16 protein-coding genes and 1 tRNA gene are annotated in these 15,062 nt (G+C 68.8%); 15 read left to right on the top strand and 2 right to left on the bottom strand.

Going from position 1 to position 15,062, the window contains the following annotated elements:
• Positions 1-38 precede the first annotated feature (38 nt).
• From pstC to phoB, 5 genes are read left to right on the top strand one after another with little or no spacing between them, the layout of a single operon-like run.
• Positions 39-1,223 (top strand): phosphate ABC transporter permease subunit PstC, encoded by a 1,185-nt coding sequence (gene pstC / locus B0B01_RS02185; protein ID WP_076646883.1) that lies wholly within the window; start codon positions 39-41, stop codon positions 1,221-1,223.
• Positions 1,220-2,539, top strand: a complete 1,320-nt coding sequence (pstA, locus tag B0B01_RS02180; RefSeq protein WP_076646881.1) for a phosphate ABC transporter permease PstA — start codon at positions 1,220-1,222, stop codon at positions 2,537-2,539. The genes pstC and pstA overlap by 4 nt, the downstream gene beginning before the upstream one ends.
• Before the next feature lie 13 nt (positions 2,540-2,552).
• Positions 2,553-3,350, top strand: coding sequence for a phosphate ABC transporter ATP-binding protein PstB (gene pstB, locus B0B01_RS02175; protein WP_076646879.1), 798 nt, complete (start codon positions 2,553-2,555; stop codon positions 3,348-3,350).
• An 11-nt stretch (positions 3,351-3,361) separates the two neighbouring features.
• Positions 3,362-4,105 (top strand): phosphate signaling complex protein PhoU, encoded by a 744-nt coding sequence (gene phoU, locus B0B01_RS02170; protein ID WP_076646877.1) that lies wholly within the window; start codon positions 3,362-3,364, stop codon positions 4,103-4,105.
• A complete protein-coding gene (gene phoB, locus B0B01_RS02165) occupies positions 4,087-4,782 on the top strand; it encodes a phosphate regulon transcriptional regulator PhoB (RefSeq protein WP_076646874.1) in 696 nt (231 codons plus the stop codon). The genes phoU and phoB overlap by 19 nt, the downstream gene beginning before the upstream one ends.
• 197 nt (positions 4,783-4,979) lie before the next feature.
• Here the strand turns inward: phoB and B0B01_RS02160 are convergent.
• A tRNA-Ser gene (locus tag B0B01_RS02160) sits at positions 4,980-5,069 on the bottom strand.
• A 203-nt stretch (positions 5,070-5,272) separates the two neighbouring features.
• Between B0B01_RS02160 and B0B01_RS02155 the strand changes: the two genes are divergently transcribed.
• The 7 genes from B0B01_RS02155 to B0B01_RS02125 all read left to right on the top strand — a co-directional run bounded on the left by B0B01_RS02155 (position 5,273) and on the right by B0B01_RS02125 (position 11,462).
• Positions 5,273-6,142 carry a DUF2059 domain-containing protein gene (locus tag B0B01_RS02155; protein WP_076646872.1) on the top strand — a complete coding sequence of 290 codons (870 nt, stop codon included), beginning with the start codon at positions 5,273-5,275 and terminating at the stop codon, positions 6,140-6,142.
• Between the two features lie 196 nt (positions 6,143-6,338).
• Positions 6,339-6,965, top strand: coding sequence for a 50S ribosomal protein L21 (locus B0B01_RS02150; RefSeq protein WP_076646870.1), 627 nt, complete (start codon positions 6,339-6,341; stop codon positions 6,963-6,965).
• An 11-nt stretch (positions 6,966-6,976) separates the two neighbouring features.
• Complete coding sequence (rpmA, locus tag B0B01_RS02145) at positions 6,977-7,249, top strand: 50S ribosomal protein L27 (RefSeq protein ID WP_076646867.1); 273 nt, start codon at positions 6,977-6,979, stop codon at positions 7,247-7,249.
• A 144-nt stretch (positions 7,250-7,393) separates the two neighbouring features.
• Complete coding sequence (locus B0B01_RS02140) at positions 7,394-7,936, top strand: GNAT family N-acetyltransferase (protein WP_076646866.1); 543 nt, start codon at positions 7,394-7,396, stop codon at positions 7,934-7,936.
• A 27-nt stretch (positions 7,937-7,963) separates the two neighbouring features.
• Positions 7,964-8,992, top strand: a complete 1,029-nt coding sequence (gene obgE, locus B0B01_RS02135) for a GTPase ObgE (protein WP_076646864.1) — start codon at positions 7,964-7,966, stop codon at positions 8,990-8,992.
• Positions 8,980-10,086 (top strand): glutamate 5-kinase, encoded by a 1,107-nt coding sequence (gene proB / locus B0B01_RS02130; RefSeq protein ID WP_076646862.1) that lies wholly within the window; start codon positions 8,980-8,982, stop codon positions 10,084-10,086. The genes obgE and proB overlap by 13 nt, the downstream gene beginning before the upstream one ends.
• Before the next feature lie 110 nt (positions 10,087-10,196).
• Positions 10,197-11,462 (top strand): glutamate-5-semialdehyde dehydrogenase, encoded by a 1,266-nt coding sequence (locus tag B0B01_RS02125; RefSeq protein WP_076646860.1) that lies wholly within the window; start codon positions 10,197-10,199, stop codon positions 11,460-11,462.
• A 15-nt stretch (positions 11,463-11,477) separates the two neighbouring features.
• On the opposite strand, the gene B0B01_RS02120 is transcribed toward B0B01_RS02125, so the two are convergent.
• A complete protein-coding gene (locus B0B01_RS02120) occupies positions 11,478-12,092 on the bottom strand; it encodes a histidine phosphotransferase family protein (protein WP_076646858.1) in 615 nt (204 codons plus the stop codon).
• A 241-nt stretch (positions 12,093-12,333) separates the two neighbouring features.
• On the opposite strand from B0B01_RS02120, the gene B0B01_RS02115 reads away from it, so the two are divergent.
• The 3 genes from B0B01_RS02115 to rpsB all read left to right on the top strand — a co-directional run bounded on the left by B0B01_RS02115 (position 12,334) and on the right by rpsB (position 14,986).
• Positions 12,334-13,098 carry an L-ornithine N(alpha)-acyltransferase gene (locus tag B0B01_RS02115; RefSeq protein WP_076646856.1) on the top strand — a complete coding sequence of 255 codons (765 nt, stop codon included), beginning with the start codon at positions 12,334-12,336 and terminating at the stop codon, positions 13,096-13,098.
• Positions 13,095-13,961: a lyso-ornithine lipid O-acyltransferase gene (locus tag B0B01_RS02110; RefSeq protein WP_076646854.1), complete on the top strand. Its 867-nt coding sequence runs from the start codon at positions 13,095-13,097 to the stop codon at positions 13,959-13,961. The genes B0B01_RS02115 and B0B01_RS02110 overlap by 4 nt, the downstream gene beginning before the upstream one ends.
• A 164-nt stretch (positions 13,962-14,125) precedes the next feature.
• Complete coding sequence (rpsB, locus tag B0B01_RS02105) at positions 14,126-14,986, top strand: 30S ribosomal protein S2 (protein WP_076646852.1); 861 nt, start codon at positions 14,126-14,128, stop codon at positions 14,984-14,986.
• Positions 14,987-15,062 lie beyond the last annotated feature (76 nt).

Here is a 15,062-nt window from a genome sequence, read left to right as displayed (position 1 = left end):
GGCACCAGCCCGGACCGCCCCCGCCGACCGGAGGCACCATGTCCGAATTCTGGCTTTTCGCGGCGGGTCTTGCACTGGTCGCCTGCGCCTATGGTCTTGGCCGCGCCCGCGCGCTGGCCAGCGCCGGGGGCGACATCCGCGCCCTGCATTCGCTGCCCGGCCATTACGGCTGGGCGGCGGTGCAGGCCACGCTGGGCGCGGCGCTGGCGGTTCTGCTGCTGGCGCGGCTGGCCGGCTGGTCCGGCCCGGCCGTCGCGGTCGCGATGGGGGTGGCGGCGCTGGCCGGCCTTGGCTGGTCGCTGCATCGCGGCACCGCCCGCTTTCGCGCCCGCAACGCGGTCGAGCGCGGGGTGATGGGGTTCCTGATCCTCGCCTCGACCATCGCCATCGCCACCACGGCGGGGATCGTGCTGTCGATGCTGTTCGAGACCCGCAACTTCTTTGCCCTCTACGACTGGCGGGATTTCTTCTTCTCGGCCACCTGGGCGCCGCAGTTTCAGGGGGACTCGCAACTGGGCATCCTGCCGCTGCTGTGGGGGACGCTGTATATCAGCCTGATCGCGCTGGCTTTCGCGGTGCCGGTCGGGCTGCTGGCGGCGATCTACCTGTCCGAATATGCCGGCCGCCGCATGCGTGCGGTGGTCAAGCCGGCGCTGGAGGTGCTGGCCGGCATCCCGACCATCGTCTACGGCCTGTTCGCGCTGATCACCGTCGGCCCCCTGCTGCGGGACTGGTTCGCGCAGCCGCTGGGCCTGGGCACCAGCGCGTCCTCGGTGATGACGGCGGGGCTGGTGATGGGGGTCATGCTGATCCCCTTCGTGTCGTCGCTGTCGGACGACATCATCAGCCAGGTGCCGCGTGCGCTGCATGACGGGGCCTCGGCGCTGGGCGCCACCCGGTCCGAGACCATCCGCCAGGTGATCCTGCCCGCCGCCCTGCCGGGCATTGTCGGCGCGGTGCTGCTGGCCGCCAGCCGCGCCATTGGCGAGACGATGATCGTCGTGCTGGGGGCGGGGGCGGCCGCCCGCCTCAGCCTCAACCCGTTCGAGGCCATGACCACCATCACCGTCAAGATCGTCAGCCAGTTGACCGGCGACAGCGACTTTGCCGCGCCGGAAACGCTGGTTGCCTTTGCACTGGGCCTGACGCTGTTCGTCATCACATTGGCGCTGAACGTGTTGGCGCTGGTGATCGTGCGCCGCTATCGGGAGCAATACGAATGACCCCCCATCCGTCCCTGTTCACCCGCGACCCCCGCACCGCGCGGCGCCGGGCGGCCGAGGCCCGCTTTCGCGGCTTCGGGCTGGCGGCGGTGCTGATCGGCGTGGCGGCGCTATTGATGCTGCTGACGTCGGTGCTGTCCTCGGGTCTGGGGGCGTTTCGCCAGACCCATGTCCACATCCCCGTGGCGCTGGAGGCCTCGGTGCTGGACCCCGCCGGCACCCGCGACCCGGAGGTGATGAGGAAGGTCACCACGCTGTCCTATGCCAAGGTGATCGAGGCCGCGCTGAAGCAGGCCGTCGCCGATGCCGGCATCGCCATCGACGGCCTGACGGATGCCGAGATCGCCGCCATGCTGTCCAAGGAGGCCCCGGCGCAACTGCGCGCCAAGGTGCTGGCCGACCCGGATCTGGTCGGGCGGACCATCGACGCCTCGCTGCTGGCGAATGGCCGCATCGACGGCTATCTGAAGGGCCGGGTGACCATGGACAGCGCCCAGCTTGACCGCAACGTCACGCCCGGCCAGTTGCTGCTGGCCGATGCGATGGTGGCCGGGGGCATGATGTCCAAGGATTTCAATTTTGCCTTCCTGACCGCGGGCGATGCCTCGGACCTGCGCCCCGAGGCGGCGGGGCTGGGCGTCGCCATCATCGGCTCGGCCTATATGATGCTGATCGTGCTGGGGCTGGCGCTGCCTTTGGGCGTGGCCACCTCGATCTGGCTGGAGGAATTCGCGCCAAAGAACCGCTGGACCGACCTGATCGAGGTCAACATCGCCAACCTCGCGGCGGTGCCCTCGATCGTGTTCGGGGTGCTGGGGCTCGCGATCTTCATCAACTTCGCCGGGCTGCCGCAATCGGCGCCCATCGTCGGCGGGCTGGTGCTGGTGCTGATGACCCTGCCCACGGTCATCATCGCGACCCGCGCCAGCCTCAAGGCGGTGCCGCAGGGCATCCGCGACGCGGCGCTGGGGGTGGGGGCCTCGCGCATGCAGGCGGTGTTCCACCACGTGCTGCCGCTGGCCGCGCCCGGCATCCTGACCGGCGCCATCATCGGTCTGGCGCAGGCCCTGGGCGAGACCGCGCCGCTGCTGCTGATCGGCATGGTGGCCTTTGTGCGCGAATTCCCCGCCGCCCCGCCCGAGGGCTTTTTCGACCCTGCCTCGGCCCTGCCGGCGCAGATCTACAACTGGACCCAGCGCAGCGACCCGGCCTTTGTCGAGCGTGCCTCGGGCGCGATCATCGTGCTGCTGGTCTTTCTGCTGGTGATGAATGCAGCGGCCATCCTGCTGCGCCGGCGTTTCGAGCGCCGCTGGTAACATGGAGACCCGGATGAACGACATGCGGATGCCACAGGCGCAGACAGGCGCCACCCTCAGCAAGATCACCGCCCGGTCGGTGCAGGTCCATTACGGTGACACCCACGCGATCCGGGATGTCAGCGTGGACATCCCCGACCGGACGGTCACGGCCTTCATCGGCCCCTCGGGCTGCGGGAAATCCACCTTCCTGCGCTGCCTGAACCGGATGAACGACACCATCGCCACCTGCCGGGTCGCGGGCGAGATCCGTCTCGACGGCGAGGATATCCACGACCCGCGCGTCGACCCGGTGCAGTTGCGCGCCCGCGTCGGCATGGTGTTTCAAAAGCCGAACCCGTTCCCCAAGTCGATCCGCGACAACGTGGCCTATGGGCCGAAGCTGCACGGGCTGGCGGCGTCGCGCGCGGAACTGGACGAGATCGTGGAAAAATCCCTGCGCCGCGCCGCGCTGTGGACCGAGATCAAGGACCGCCTGCACGCCCCCGGCACCGGCCTCTCGGGCGGCCAGCAACAGCGCCTGTGCATCGCCCGCGCCATCGCCACCGCGCCCGAGGTGCTGCTGATGGACGAGCCCTGTTCGGCGCTCGACCCCATCGCCACCGCCCAGATCGAGGAACTGATCGACGAGTTGCGCGAACATTTTTCCGTGGTGATCGTCACCCATTCGATGCAACAGGCCGCAAGGGTCAGCCAGCGCACCGCCTTCTTCCATCTGGGCGAGCTGGTCGAATACGGCGAGACCGACGCGATCTTCACCAACCCTGTCGATCCGCGCACGGAAAACTATATTACAGGCCGAATCGGCTGACGGAGGCTTTGATGGAAAAGGGACAACATATCGCCACGGCCTTCGACCGCGACCTCGAGACGATCGAGGCCCTGCTGGCGCGCATGGGCGGGCTGGTCGAAGTGGCGATCATGGACGCCATCCGCGCGCTGGAGACCCGCGACGCCGAACTCGCCGCGGCGGTGCGCCAGGGAGACAAGGCCATCGACGCGCTGGAACAGCAGATCGACGCCGAGGCCGCGCGCCTGATCGCGCTGCGCGCACCGGCGGCCGCCGATCTGCGCACCGTGCTGGCCGCGATGAAGATCGCCGCCGCGCTGGAACGTTGCGGGGACTATGCCAAGAACCTCGCCAAGCGCTCGACCGTGCTGGCCGCGCTGCCGGCGATCGAGGGCGGGGCAGGCTCCATCCGGCGCATGGGCGACGCGGTGCGGCTGCAGATGAAGAACGTGCTCGATGCCTTCATCCGCCGCGATGCGGTTCTGGCCGAGCGGGTGCGGCAGGACGACCATGACATCGACCAGATGTACAACACCCTGTTCCGCGAATTCCTCACCTACATGATGGAGGATCCGCGCGCCATCTCGGCCTGCATGCACCTGCATTTCATCGCCAAGAACATCGAGCGCATGGGCGATCACGTCACCTCCATCGCCGAGCAGGTGATCTATCTTGTCACCGGTGCGCTGCCCGATGACGAGCGCCCGAAGGCCGACCATACCTCGCAGCCGCCGGACGCGCAGCCGCAGGGGGGCATATGGCAGTCGACCCCGTGACGCCGCTGATCCTGCTGGCCGAGGACGAGCCCGCCCAGCGCGACGTGGTGGCCTATAACCTTGCCGCCGAAGGGTACCGCGTGGCCGAGGCCGGCGATGGCGAGGAGGCGATGCTGCTGATCCGCGAGGCCGCGCCGGATCTGGTCATCCTCGACTGGATGATGCCCAACCTGTCGGGGATCGAGGTCTGCCGCCGCCTGAAGGCCGACCCCGCGACACGGACGATCCCGGTCATCATGCTCTCGGCCCGCTCGGACGAGCCTGACCGCGTGCGCGGGCTGGAGACCGGCGCCGACGATTACGTCAGCAAGCCGTATTCCATGGCCGAACTGATGGCCCGGGTCCGCGCCGGCCTGCGCCGGGTGCGCCCTGCCTCGGCGGGCGGGGCGCTGGAATACGGGGATCTGCGTCTTGACAGCGGCACCTTCCGCGTCACCCGGGCCGGCCATGAGCTGGAGCTGAGCCCGACCGAATTCCGGCTCCTGGCCGCACTGATGGAAAAGCCGGGCCGCGTGCTGAGCCGCGAACGCCTGCTTGACCAGGTCTGGGGGCAGGAGATCCATGTCGGGGAGCGCACGGTCGATGTTCATATCGGGCGGCTGCGCAAGGCGCTTTGCCGGCATGGCGGCGCCGACCCGTTGCGCACGGTGCGCGGGATGGGCTACGCGCTCGGCTGACAGCCGGCGGCCGGCGCGAGGGCAGGGACAGCCCCGGCTCCGCCGGCAGCGCCGTCATCCGCGGGCCGGAAGGTCGGCCGGAAGCGCGACCAGACCCGCACGGCACGACTGCGGCCATCCCCCGCGCATCTGCGGCGCTGCCTTCCGTCGCCCGCCACCCGGGGGCGGCAATCGGCGTTCCCGGTTTTATACCGAAGTGGCGGAGAGACAGGGATTCGAACCCTGGGACCCCGTGAAGGGTCAACGGTTTTCGAGACCGCCCCGTTCGACCGCTCCGGCACCTCTCCGCGGGAGTCTGGCTGGCCGTCCTCTAAACGGGATCGCCGCGCCTGGCAAGGGAGATTTCCGGCTTTGCCGGCCGCCGTCCTGTCATCCGCCCGTAGCCGGTCTCCTGCGGCCAATCTCCCGCAGCCGGTCTGCGGCCCGCCTGCGCCGGGGGCGCGGACGATTTCATTTGTCTGGCCGGGCAAAACCGCTACGCTGCCGGATCATGACACCGATAACGATCGCCACCCCCCATTTGCGCCCCGCGCAGCACCTGCTGCTGCGGTTCGCGGCCGGTCTGATGCTCGCCCTGGCCGCGGCGCTGCCCCTTGCGGCGGCCGAGCGCGAACGGGTCGAGGATTTCCTGGCCGTCACCGGCTTTGACGTCGCGCTCGATTCGCTTGCGCAGGCGGCCGAGAACGCGCCGGCGATGCTCGGGCTCGAGGAGGATTCCTTCGGTGCCGACTGGGATCATCTCGCGCAGGAGGTGTTCGACACCGCCACCATGCGCGAGCTTGCGCTCGAGTTGCTTGAGCCGACGCTCGGGGATGGGCCGCTCGACCATGCGATCGGGTTCTATGGCGGCGATCTCGGCAAGCGCCTGGTCGAGGCCGAGAACCGCGCCCATATGCGCGGAAACGACGCGGCGGACGAGGCCGAGGGCGAACAGGCCCTGCAGCAGCTCGAGCGCGGGGATGCGGCGCGGGTCGAGATTCTGGCGCGGATGAACGATGCCATCGACGGTTCGGGCACCAGCCTGCGCGCGCTTCAGGAGATCCAGATCCGCTTCATGCTGGCGGCGCGCGATGCCGGGGTGATCGAATTGCCCATGGACGAAGGCGGGCTGCGCGCGCTGATGGAGGAACAGGCGGACGAGCTTGGCGCGGTGCTCGAACGCTCCGCACTCGCCAATGCGGCGCGGACTTATGCGGAGTTCCCGGATACCGATCTGCGCGCCTATGCCGAAGCTCTGGAAGAGCCCGAGATGCAGGAGGTCTATCGCCTGCTGAACGCGGTCCAGTTCGAGATCCTGGCCAACCGCTTCGAGGTTCTGGCCGGCCGCATGGCCGATCAGCGCCCGCAGCAGGATATCTGATCGCAGCTTGTGACGGCGCAGTTGACAGCACCGCGTCCGGCCGTCATAAGCTGCGCACCGGGTCGCGCTCTGCCGTGCCCGGTTTCATGTCATTCGCTTCGCGGTTCGGCGGGGCGCGCTGTCCGAGGTGGCCGTCAGGGCCGCGAACATCCGGCAAGCCGGAGACCGCAGGACGCGGAGCAAAGGGAAAAAGACCATGTTTGCGGTTCTGAAGACCGGCGGCAAGCAGTACCGGGTGCACCCGGGCGATGTGCTGCGGGTGGAGAGCCTCGCCGCCGAGGCGGGCGAGAAGGTCCAGTTCAACGAAATTCTGATGCTTGGCGGCGACAGCCCGGTGATCGGCGCGCCGCTGGTCGAGGGCGCGGCCGTCCAGGCCGAGGTGATCGACCAGATCAAGGGCGAGAAGCTCATCCATTTCGTCAAGCGCCGCCGCAAGCACGGCAGCCAGCGCACCAAGGGCCACCGCCAGAAGCTGACGCTGCTGCGCGTGACCGATATACTGTCCGCGGGTGCGGCCGATTCGGGCGTCAAGGCCGCGGTGGGCGCGGGCTCGGCTCCGCGCGGTGCGGCGGACGGTTCGGCATCGAGCGGCGCGGCAAAGGGCACCGTTGACACCGCTGCCGGGAGCGACGATCTCAAGAAGCTGACCGGCGTCGGGCCGGCGCTCGAGAAAAAGCTGCACGGGGCCGGCATCACCAGCTTTGCCCAGATCGCCGGCTGGAACGACGCCGACATCGCCGCCATCAACGAGCAGCTTTCGCTCGGCGGGCGGATCGAGCGTGACGGCTGGGTCGAACAGGCCAGATCGCTGGCCAAGGAATAAGGAGAGAGACCATGGCACACAAGAAAGCAGGCGGTTCGTCGCGCAATGGCCGCGATTCCATCGGCCGGCGCCTTGGCGTCAAGCTCTTCGGTGGCGAATCGGCCATTCCGGGCAACATCATCGTGCGCCAGCGCGGCACCCGCTTCTGGCCGGGCGAGGGCGTCGGCATGGGGCGCGATCACACGATCTTTGCCACCGAATCCGGCGCGGTGACCTTTCACAAGGGCCTGAAGGGGCGCACCTTCGTATCCGTGCTTCCACAAGCCGCACCCGCTGCCGAATAAGCCGCCATCGGCAAGCTTGCGAACGGGGACCGGCGGCGCCGGTCCTTTTTCGTTTGCCGACCCCCGAAAGGACAGGCGCGCGACGTTCGGCATGGCGCGCGGCCGCAGTGCCGACGACCCGCCTGCAAGGGAGGACAACACCGTATGAAGATCGAGACGATCATACCGCAGCCCGTCATCAGGACCGAACGGTTCGACCTGCGCCCGCTGCGGTGCACGGACACCGACCTGATCGAGCGCCACACGAGCGACGAGCGGCTCGCGCGGATGACCACCGCGATTCCGCATCCGCTCCCGTCCGGCACGACCGAAGCCTTTGTCGCACGCTCCATGGCCCGCGACCGGCCGAGCGATGTCTGGGTCATGGACGGCACCAAATCCGGCGGTGCCGAGGTGATGGGTGTCGTCTCGCTGGCCAAGCTCGACCGCAACCAGTCCGAGGTCGGCTATTGGGTCGCGCCGGCTTACTGGAACACGGGGCTCGCCTCGGATGCGGTCAAGGCGCTCGTGAATGCCAATCCGCTCGGCAGCGAGACCATGTTCGCATCGGTGTTCCAGGACAACCCGGCCTCGGCGCGGGTGCTGATCCACTGCGGGTTCGAGTATCTGGGCGATGCCGAAAGCTTCTGCGTGGCACGCAATGAAACAGTGCCGACCTGGACCTACAGCTGCCGGCTGAAACGCTGACATCGCGCGCATATTCGGAGCATCGGCATGAAATTTCTCGATCTCGCCAAGGTCTATATCCGCTCCGGCGCCGGCGGCGCGGGTGCGGTCAGCTTCCGCCGCGAGAAATTCATCGAATTCGGCGGGCCCGACGGCGGGGACGGCGGCCACGGCGGCTCGGTCCATGCCGAGGCGGTGGAGGGGCTGAACACGCTGATCGACTTCCGCTATCAGCAGCATTTCTTTGCCGGCAACGGGCAGGGCGGCATGGGGCGCCAGCGCACCGGCCGGAACGGCGCCGACATTGTCCTGAAGGTGCCGGTGGGCACCGAAATCCTCGACGAGGACCAGGAGACCGTGATCGCCGACCTGACCCGCCCCGGCGAACGCGTCCTGCTGGCCGGTGGCGGCAACGGGGGGTTCGGCAACCTGCGTTTCAAGACCGCGACCAACCAGGCGCCGCGCCGCGCCAATCCCGGCCAGCCCGGGGTCGAGCGGACGCTCTGGCTGCGGCTCAAGCTGATTGCCGATGTGGGGCTCGTTGGCCTGCCGAATGCGGGCAAGTCCACCTTTCTCGCCGCCACCTCGAACGCACGGCCGAAGATCGCCGATTATCCCTTCACCACGCTGCATCCCAATCTCGGGGTCGTGGCCGTCGACGGCGCGGAGTTCGTCATCGCCGACATTCCCGGCCTGATCGAGGGCGCCCATATGGGACGCGGCATCGGCGACCGGTTTCTCGGCCATGTGGAACGCTGCCGCGTGCTGTTGCATCTGGTCGATGCGACATCGGACAGGGTCGCGCAGGATTATCGCGTGGTCCTGCAGGAGCTTGCCGCCTATGGCGCGGGTCTTGCCGCAAGACCCCGCATCATCGCCCTGAACAAGATCGACGCGCTCGATGCCGGGGCCCGGGCCGAGGCGCAGGCCGCACTCGAGGCGGCGAGCGGACAGGCGGTATTCGCGATCTCGGCCGCGAGCGGCGAGGGGATCCGCGATCTTCTGCGCGCGCTGCGCCCCCATATCAGGCCCGCGGAGCGGGAACAGGCCGGAGAGGATCACCCATGGCAGCCCTGAGTGACGCGCGCCGCCTCGTGGTCAAGGTCGGCTCGGCTCTGCTGGTCGAAGGGGCGAGCGGGCGGCTGCGGGCCGGCTGGCTGCGCGGCCTGGCCGACGATGTCGCCTGGCTGAAGGCGCAGGGCAAGGACGTGGTGCTGGTCTCCTCGGGCTCGATTGCGCTCGGGCGCGGGGTGCTCGGGCTCGGCGCGCGCGATCTGGCGCTCGAACAGTCGCAGGCCGCCGCCGCGGTCGGCCAGATCCGCCTTGCCCGCGCCTATGAAGAGGCGCTCGCCCGCCACGACATCACCGCCGCGCAGATTCTCGTCACCCTCGACGACAGCAGCAACCGGCGGCGCTATCTCAACAGCCGCGCCACCATGGAGGCGCTGCTCGGCTTCGGGGCCGTGCCGATCGTCAACGAAAACGATACCATCGCCACCGACGAAATCCGCTATGGCGACAACGACCGGCTCGCCGCGCAGGTCGCGGTGACGCTCGGTGCGGATCAGCTGATCCTGCTCTCCGACGTGGACGGTTTCTATTCCGGCAACCCGCGCAGCGATCCGGCCGCGCGCCGCTTCGACCATATCGACCATATCACGCCGGAGATCGAGGCCATGGCCGGCGATGCGGGGTCGGGCCTTTCCAAGGGCGGGATGAAGACCAAGCTGCTGGCGGCGCAGCTTGCCACCGCGGCGGGCTGCGCCATGGCGATCACCGAAGGATCCCGCGACAACCCCTTGCGGCAGCTTGCGGAAGGCGCGCCTGCCACATGGTTCCTTGCCCAGCTCGACCCGCAGACCGCGCGCAAGCGCTGGATCGCGGCGATGAAACCGCGCGGCACCATCACCATCGACCCCGGCGCCTCGGCGGCGCTGAAGAACGGCAAGAGCCTGCTGCCCGCCGGCATCACCGCGCTCAGCGGGCGCTTCGGGCGCGGCGAGCCGGTTGCCATTCTCGACCCGGACGGGCACAAGCTGGGGCAGGGGCTCACGCGCTATACCTCTGCCGAAACGGCCCGTATCCGCGGCCGCCACAGCGACGAGATCGAGGCCATACTCGGCTATCCGGGCCGCGCGGTGCTGATCCACCGCGACGACATGGCGCTCTGATGCCCCGGCCAGAGGCTTCTTCTGGCCCGAAATATCCCCGCCGGAGGCGTAAAGTTGACGACGCGACGGTGTTCATACGGTGTTCATACGGTGCTCATGAGGTGAAACGCATGAAAGATCTCGACGACATCCATGCGCTGATGACCGACATCGGCGCCCGTGCACGCAGCGCTGCCGCCCAGCTTGCGACCGCCCCGGGCGAGGCGCGCGCCGCCGCGCTCGATGCCGCGGCCGATGCGATCATGGCGCAGGCGGACGCGATCATCGCCGCCAACGGTCAGGATCTGGCCTTTGCGCGGGACAAGGGGCTCGGGGCGGCGATGCTCGACCGGCTGATGCTGGATCCGACCCGCGTGCAAGCGATCGCCGCGGGGCTGCGCAATGTCGCGGCCCAGCCCGATCCGCTCGGCGCGGTGATCGCGGAATGGACCGTGCCCTCGGGGCTCCATATCCAGCGGGTGCGCACCCCGATCGGCGTGATCGGCGTGATCTATGAAAGCCGCCCCAACGTGACGGCGGATGCCGGGGCGCTCTGCCTCAAGGCGGGGAACGCGGTGATCCTGCGCGGCGGCTCGGAAAGCTTCCATTCGGCGCGGGCGATCCATGCCTGCCTGATCGAGGGGCTGCGCGCCGCCGGCCTGCCCGAGGACGCGATCCAGCTGGTCCCGACCCGCGACCGCGCGGCGGTGTCCGAAATGCTGGCCATGACCGACCATATCGACGTGATCGTTCCGCGCGGCGGCAAGGGGCTGGTCGGGCTGGTCCAGCGCGAGGCCCGCGTGCCGGTCTTTGCCCATCTCGAGGGCATCGTGCATGTCTATCTCGACAAGAAGGCCGATCCGGCAAAGGCACTCGCCGTGGTGCTGAACGCCAAGACCCGCCGCACCGGGATCTGCGGTGCCGCCGAATGCCTGCTCGTGCACCGCGACATCGCCGACACGATCGGGGCCGATGCGGTTTCGGCGCTCATCGCCGCCGGGATCGAGATGCGCGTCGCCCCGCCGCTCGACCGGGTGGCGGGAACCACTGCCGCGACCGATTCCGACTGGGGGCAGGAGTTTCTCGATGCCGTCATGGCGGCGCGGGTGGTCGATGACATCGACGGGGCGATCGCCCATATCCGCCGATACGGGTCCGGCCACACCGATTGCATCGTGACCGAGGACAAGGCGGCGGCCGAGCACTTCTTTGCCCGGCTCGACAGCGCGATCCTGATGCAGAACGCCTCGACCCAGTTCGCCGATGGCGGTGAATTCGGCATGGGGGCCGAGATCGGGATCGCGACCGGCAAGCTGCATGCGCGCGGTCCGGTCGGTGCCGAGCAATTGACCAGCTTCAAGTATCTCGTGCGCGGCAACGGCACCACGCGGCCCTGAGCGGGCCGGCGCGGCTCAGAACCGCAGCGAAACCGCCTGGTCCGACATCCGGGGCACGAGGGCGCGCCCCGCCGCCCTCACCAGCGCCGGCAGCAGCGCGAATTGCACCTGCGCCGGCGTGATCGCCCGCCCCGGATCTCCCGCGGCGGGGTCTGCGTCCCGCCCGAGCAGGGCCCAGAGCGCGGCATCGGGCTCGATCCGCGGGCCCGCGCCCGTGACCTGCCAGGAGGCGCCCGCCGTCCCGATGGTCAGATCGCCGCCGCGCGGCATGGCCGTCTCGCAGCATTGCATGGCAAGGAACGCGAGCCGCAGCAGGGCGCGCGGCTGCGGCCGTTCGGGCGCGTAATGCACCGTGAACCGCGTGCCGGAAGTGGCGCTGGCGAGTATGTCCCGCACCTCACCGCTGCTGAGGGATTCGTTGCCGGCCGCACCATAGGCGATGCGGAAAAAGCGGATCCGGGCGCCGGCGTTGCGGACGCTGTCGGCGATCAGGTCGATCTCGGGGCTGCGGGGCTGACCCGAAAGCTCGAGCAGTTCAAGGCCGTTGGAAATGGCCCCGACCGGGCTGATCAGATCGTGACAGATGCGCGAGCCGATCAGTTCGGCCAGGCTGAAGCGCGCCTCGTTCATGGGGGTATCCTCCGGGCGTCCGCGCCCTTGCCCGGCGGCTGCGCCCTTACTCGGTAAAAACAACAGGTTGCGGCCGATATCTGCCTTTGTGTCTGTGTGCGACGCAATCGGCCGGGCCTTTTGCTGGCATAGCGCGTGTTGGGGCGCAATGGAATGCTCTTGGTCCAGCCGATTGCCACGCCCCGCCGCTTTGGGCTATCAGCGCCCGGGAATACGGAGCAGACCAGTGTCGCGACATGCCATGCCAGCGCAGGCCCCTGCATTTTCCGTCCGGCTTGCCGCGACGGAGGACGACCTGCGCGCCGCGCAGGCGCTGCGCTATGACGTCTTCGTGCGCGAGCTTGGCGGCGGCGGGACGCTGGTCGATCACGCGGCCGGGATCGAGCGTGACCGCTTCGATCCTTTCGTCGATCATCTGCTTCTGCAGGATGACGACAGCGGGCAGGTGGTCGGGGTCTATCGCCTGATGCGCGAGGATCAGGCGCGCGCGGCGGGGCAGTTCTATTCCGAAGATGAATATGATCTTGCGCCGCTGCGCCGCGGCGGGCGGCGCCTGCTCGAACTCGGGCGGTCCTGCCTGCATCGCGACTACCGGGGCGGAGCGGCGATGTATCATCTCTGGAACGCGCTTGCCGAATATGTCGCGGAGCATGAAATCGAAATCCTGTTCGGCGTGGCGAGCTTTCACGGCACCGATCCCGAACGGCTCGCGCAGCCGCTTTCGGCGTTGCATCATCACCACCTCGCGCCGCCCGACCTGCGCGTGCGCGCGCGGCCCGATCACTTCGTCGCCATGGACCGCCTGCCGCCCGAAAAGCTGGACCGGCGCGCCGCCATGGTGTCGATGCCGGCGCTGATCAAGGCCTATCTGCGCCTTGGCGGCATGGTGGGCGAGGGGGCCTGGCTCGACCATGCCTTCAACACCACCGATGTCTGCCTGCTGCTGGATACCCGCCGGCTCGACCAGGCGCGCGCGCGGATCTACGCGGGTGCGCGCGGCGCATGAGCGAAAGCTGGAACGAGGCCGTTCCCGATCCGGCCCCGCCTCCCGGCCTTGCCGGCTGGCTGCGCGTGACCCTTCGCGGCCCGGCGCTGGTCCTGCTGGTCTTTGGCGGGCTTGGGGTGCTGCTTCTTCTGCGGCTGGCCGAGCGGCCGCTGTGCGGGCTGCGCCGCCCGGTCACGCCCCACATCACGAAATTCGTCTGCCGCAACGCGCTGCGGATCCTCGGCGTCGAACTTCTCATCCGGGGGCATCCCATGGGCGGGCAGGGGGCGATGGTGGCCAATCATTCGTCATGGCTCGATATCTTCGTGCTGAATGCGGTGGACTGCATCTATTTCGTGTCGAAATCCGAGGTCGCGCGCTGGCCCGGCATCGGCTGGCTCGCGCGGGCGACCGGCACCCTGTTCATCCGCCGCGACCGGCGCGAGGCCCGGGCGCAGACCGCGCTGCTTGAAACGCGCCTGCTGGCCGGGCATCGTCTGCTGTTCTTTCCCGAGGGCACATCGACCGACGGCCTGCAGGTGCTGCCGTTCAAGAGCACGCTGTTTCAGGCGTTCCTGTCTCCCGCGCTGAAGGATCGGCTCGCGGTGCAGCCGGCGAGCGTCTTTTACGCCGCACCGCCCCTGATGGGCGGTGCCGCTTCGCCGCGGTTTCATGGCTGGTGGGGCGAGATGGACTTTGCCCCCCATCTTCTCAAGGTGCTCGCGGCACCGCGCGGGGGGCGGGTCGGCGTGATCCTGCACGCGCCGCTTCGCGTCCGGGATTTCGCGGATCGCAAAACGCTTGCCGCGCAGGCCGGCGCCGCGGTGGAGGCCGGGCATCGCGAATTGCGCGAGCACCTGCCTGCCCGGCCGGATCGCGCGTGAAATACGGCTGCGCCCTTGCACATTCCGGTGTGATGACCTAAGCGGGGGCATTCAACCCGCAGGCGGGGTTGGGCCGTTCGGGACAGACATCCCCGTCCGGTCCGCCGGTTGGCGCGAAACGCGTCGGATGCCCCGCCGAGGATCAAACCGGAAAGGAAACGAACATGGCTCTTCCCGAGTTCACCATGCGTCAGCTGCTTGAGGCCGGCGTGCATTTCGGCCACCAGACCCAGCGCTGGAATCCGCGCATGGGCCCTTATATCTATGGCGCGCGCAACGGCATCCACATCGTTGACCTGACGCAGACCGTGCCGATGCTCGACCAGGCGCTGCAGGTGATCCGCGACACCGTGGCCAAGGGCGGCCGGGTGCTGTTCGTCGGCACCAAGCGGCAGGCCAGCCAGCCGATCGCCGAGGCGGCCGAGAAGTCGGCGCAGTATTACATGAACCACCGCTGGCTTGGCGGCACGCTGACCAACTGGCAGACCGTGTCGCAGTCGATCCAGCGCCTGCGCCAGATCGACGAGCAGGCCGAGCAGGGCTTTGCCGGGCTGACCAAGAAGGAACGCCTCGGGATGGAGCGCGACCAGGGCAAGCTGCAGGCAAGCCTTGGCGGCATCCGCGAAATGGGCGGGCTGCCCGATCTGCTGTTCGTGATCGACGTGCGCAAGGAAGCGCTGGCGATCAGCGAGGCGAACAAGCTCGGCATTCCGGTCGTGGCCGTGGTGGATACGAACTGCGCGCCCGACGGGATTGATTATATCATTCCGGGCAACGACGACGCGGCCCGCGCCATCGCGCTTTACTGCGATCTGGTCGCCCGCGCGGCGCTTGACGGCATGAGCGCCCAACTGGGCGCCGCCGGAGTCGATATCGGCGCCTTCGAAGAGGCCCCGGTCGAAGAGGCGCTGGCCGAGGACGACACCGCCGCCGAGGCCGAAACCGCGGCACCCGCCGCGGACGAGGGCGAGGCGAGCGACATCGACGCCGCCGCCCGCGCGCTTGCCGAAGCCGCCCGGAGCTGACGCGCCCCTTGCGCAGCGGCGCGCCCGCTGCGGGCGCGACAGGTTATTGAAAACAGGGGGCGGCCCGGCTGCCCCC

Origin of the sequence: Pontibaca methylaminivorans (assembly GCF_900156525.1) — a bacterium.
GTDB classification, from domain to species: domain Bacteria; phylum Pseudomonadota; class Alphaproteobacteria; order Rhodobacterales; family Rhodobacteraceae; genus Pontibaca; species Pontibaca methylaminivorans.
Note: the sequence above shows the minus strand (reverse complement) of the source record. Positions and strands in the feature narration are given on the sequence as shown.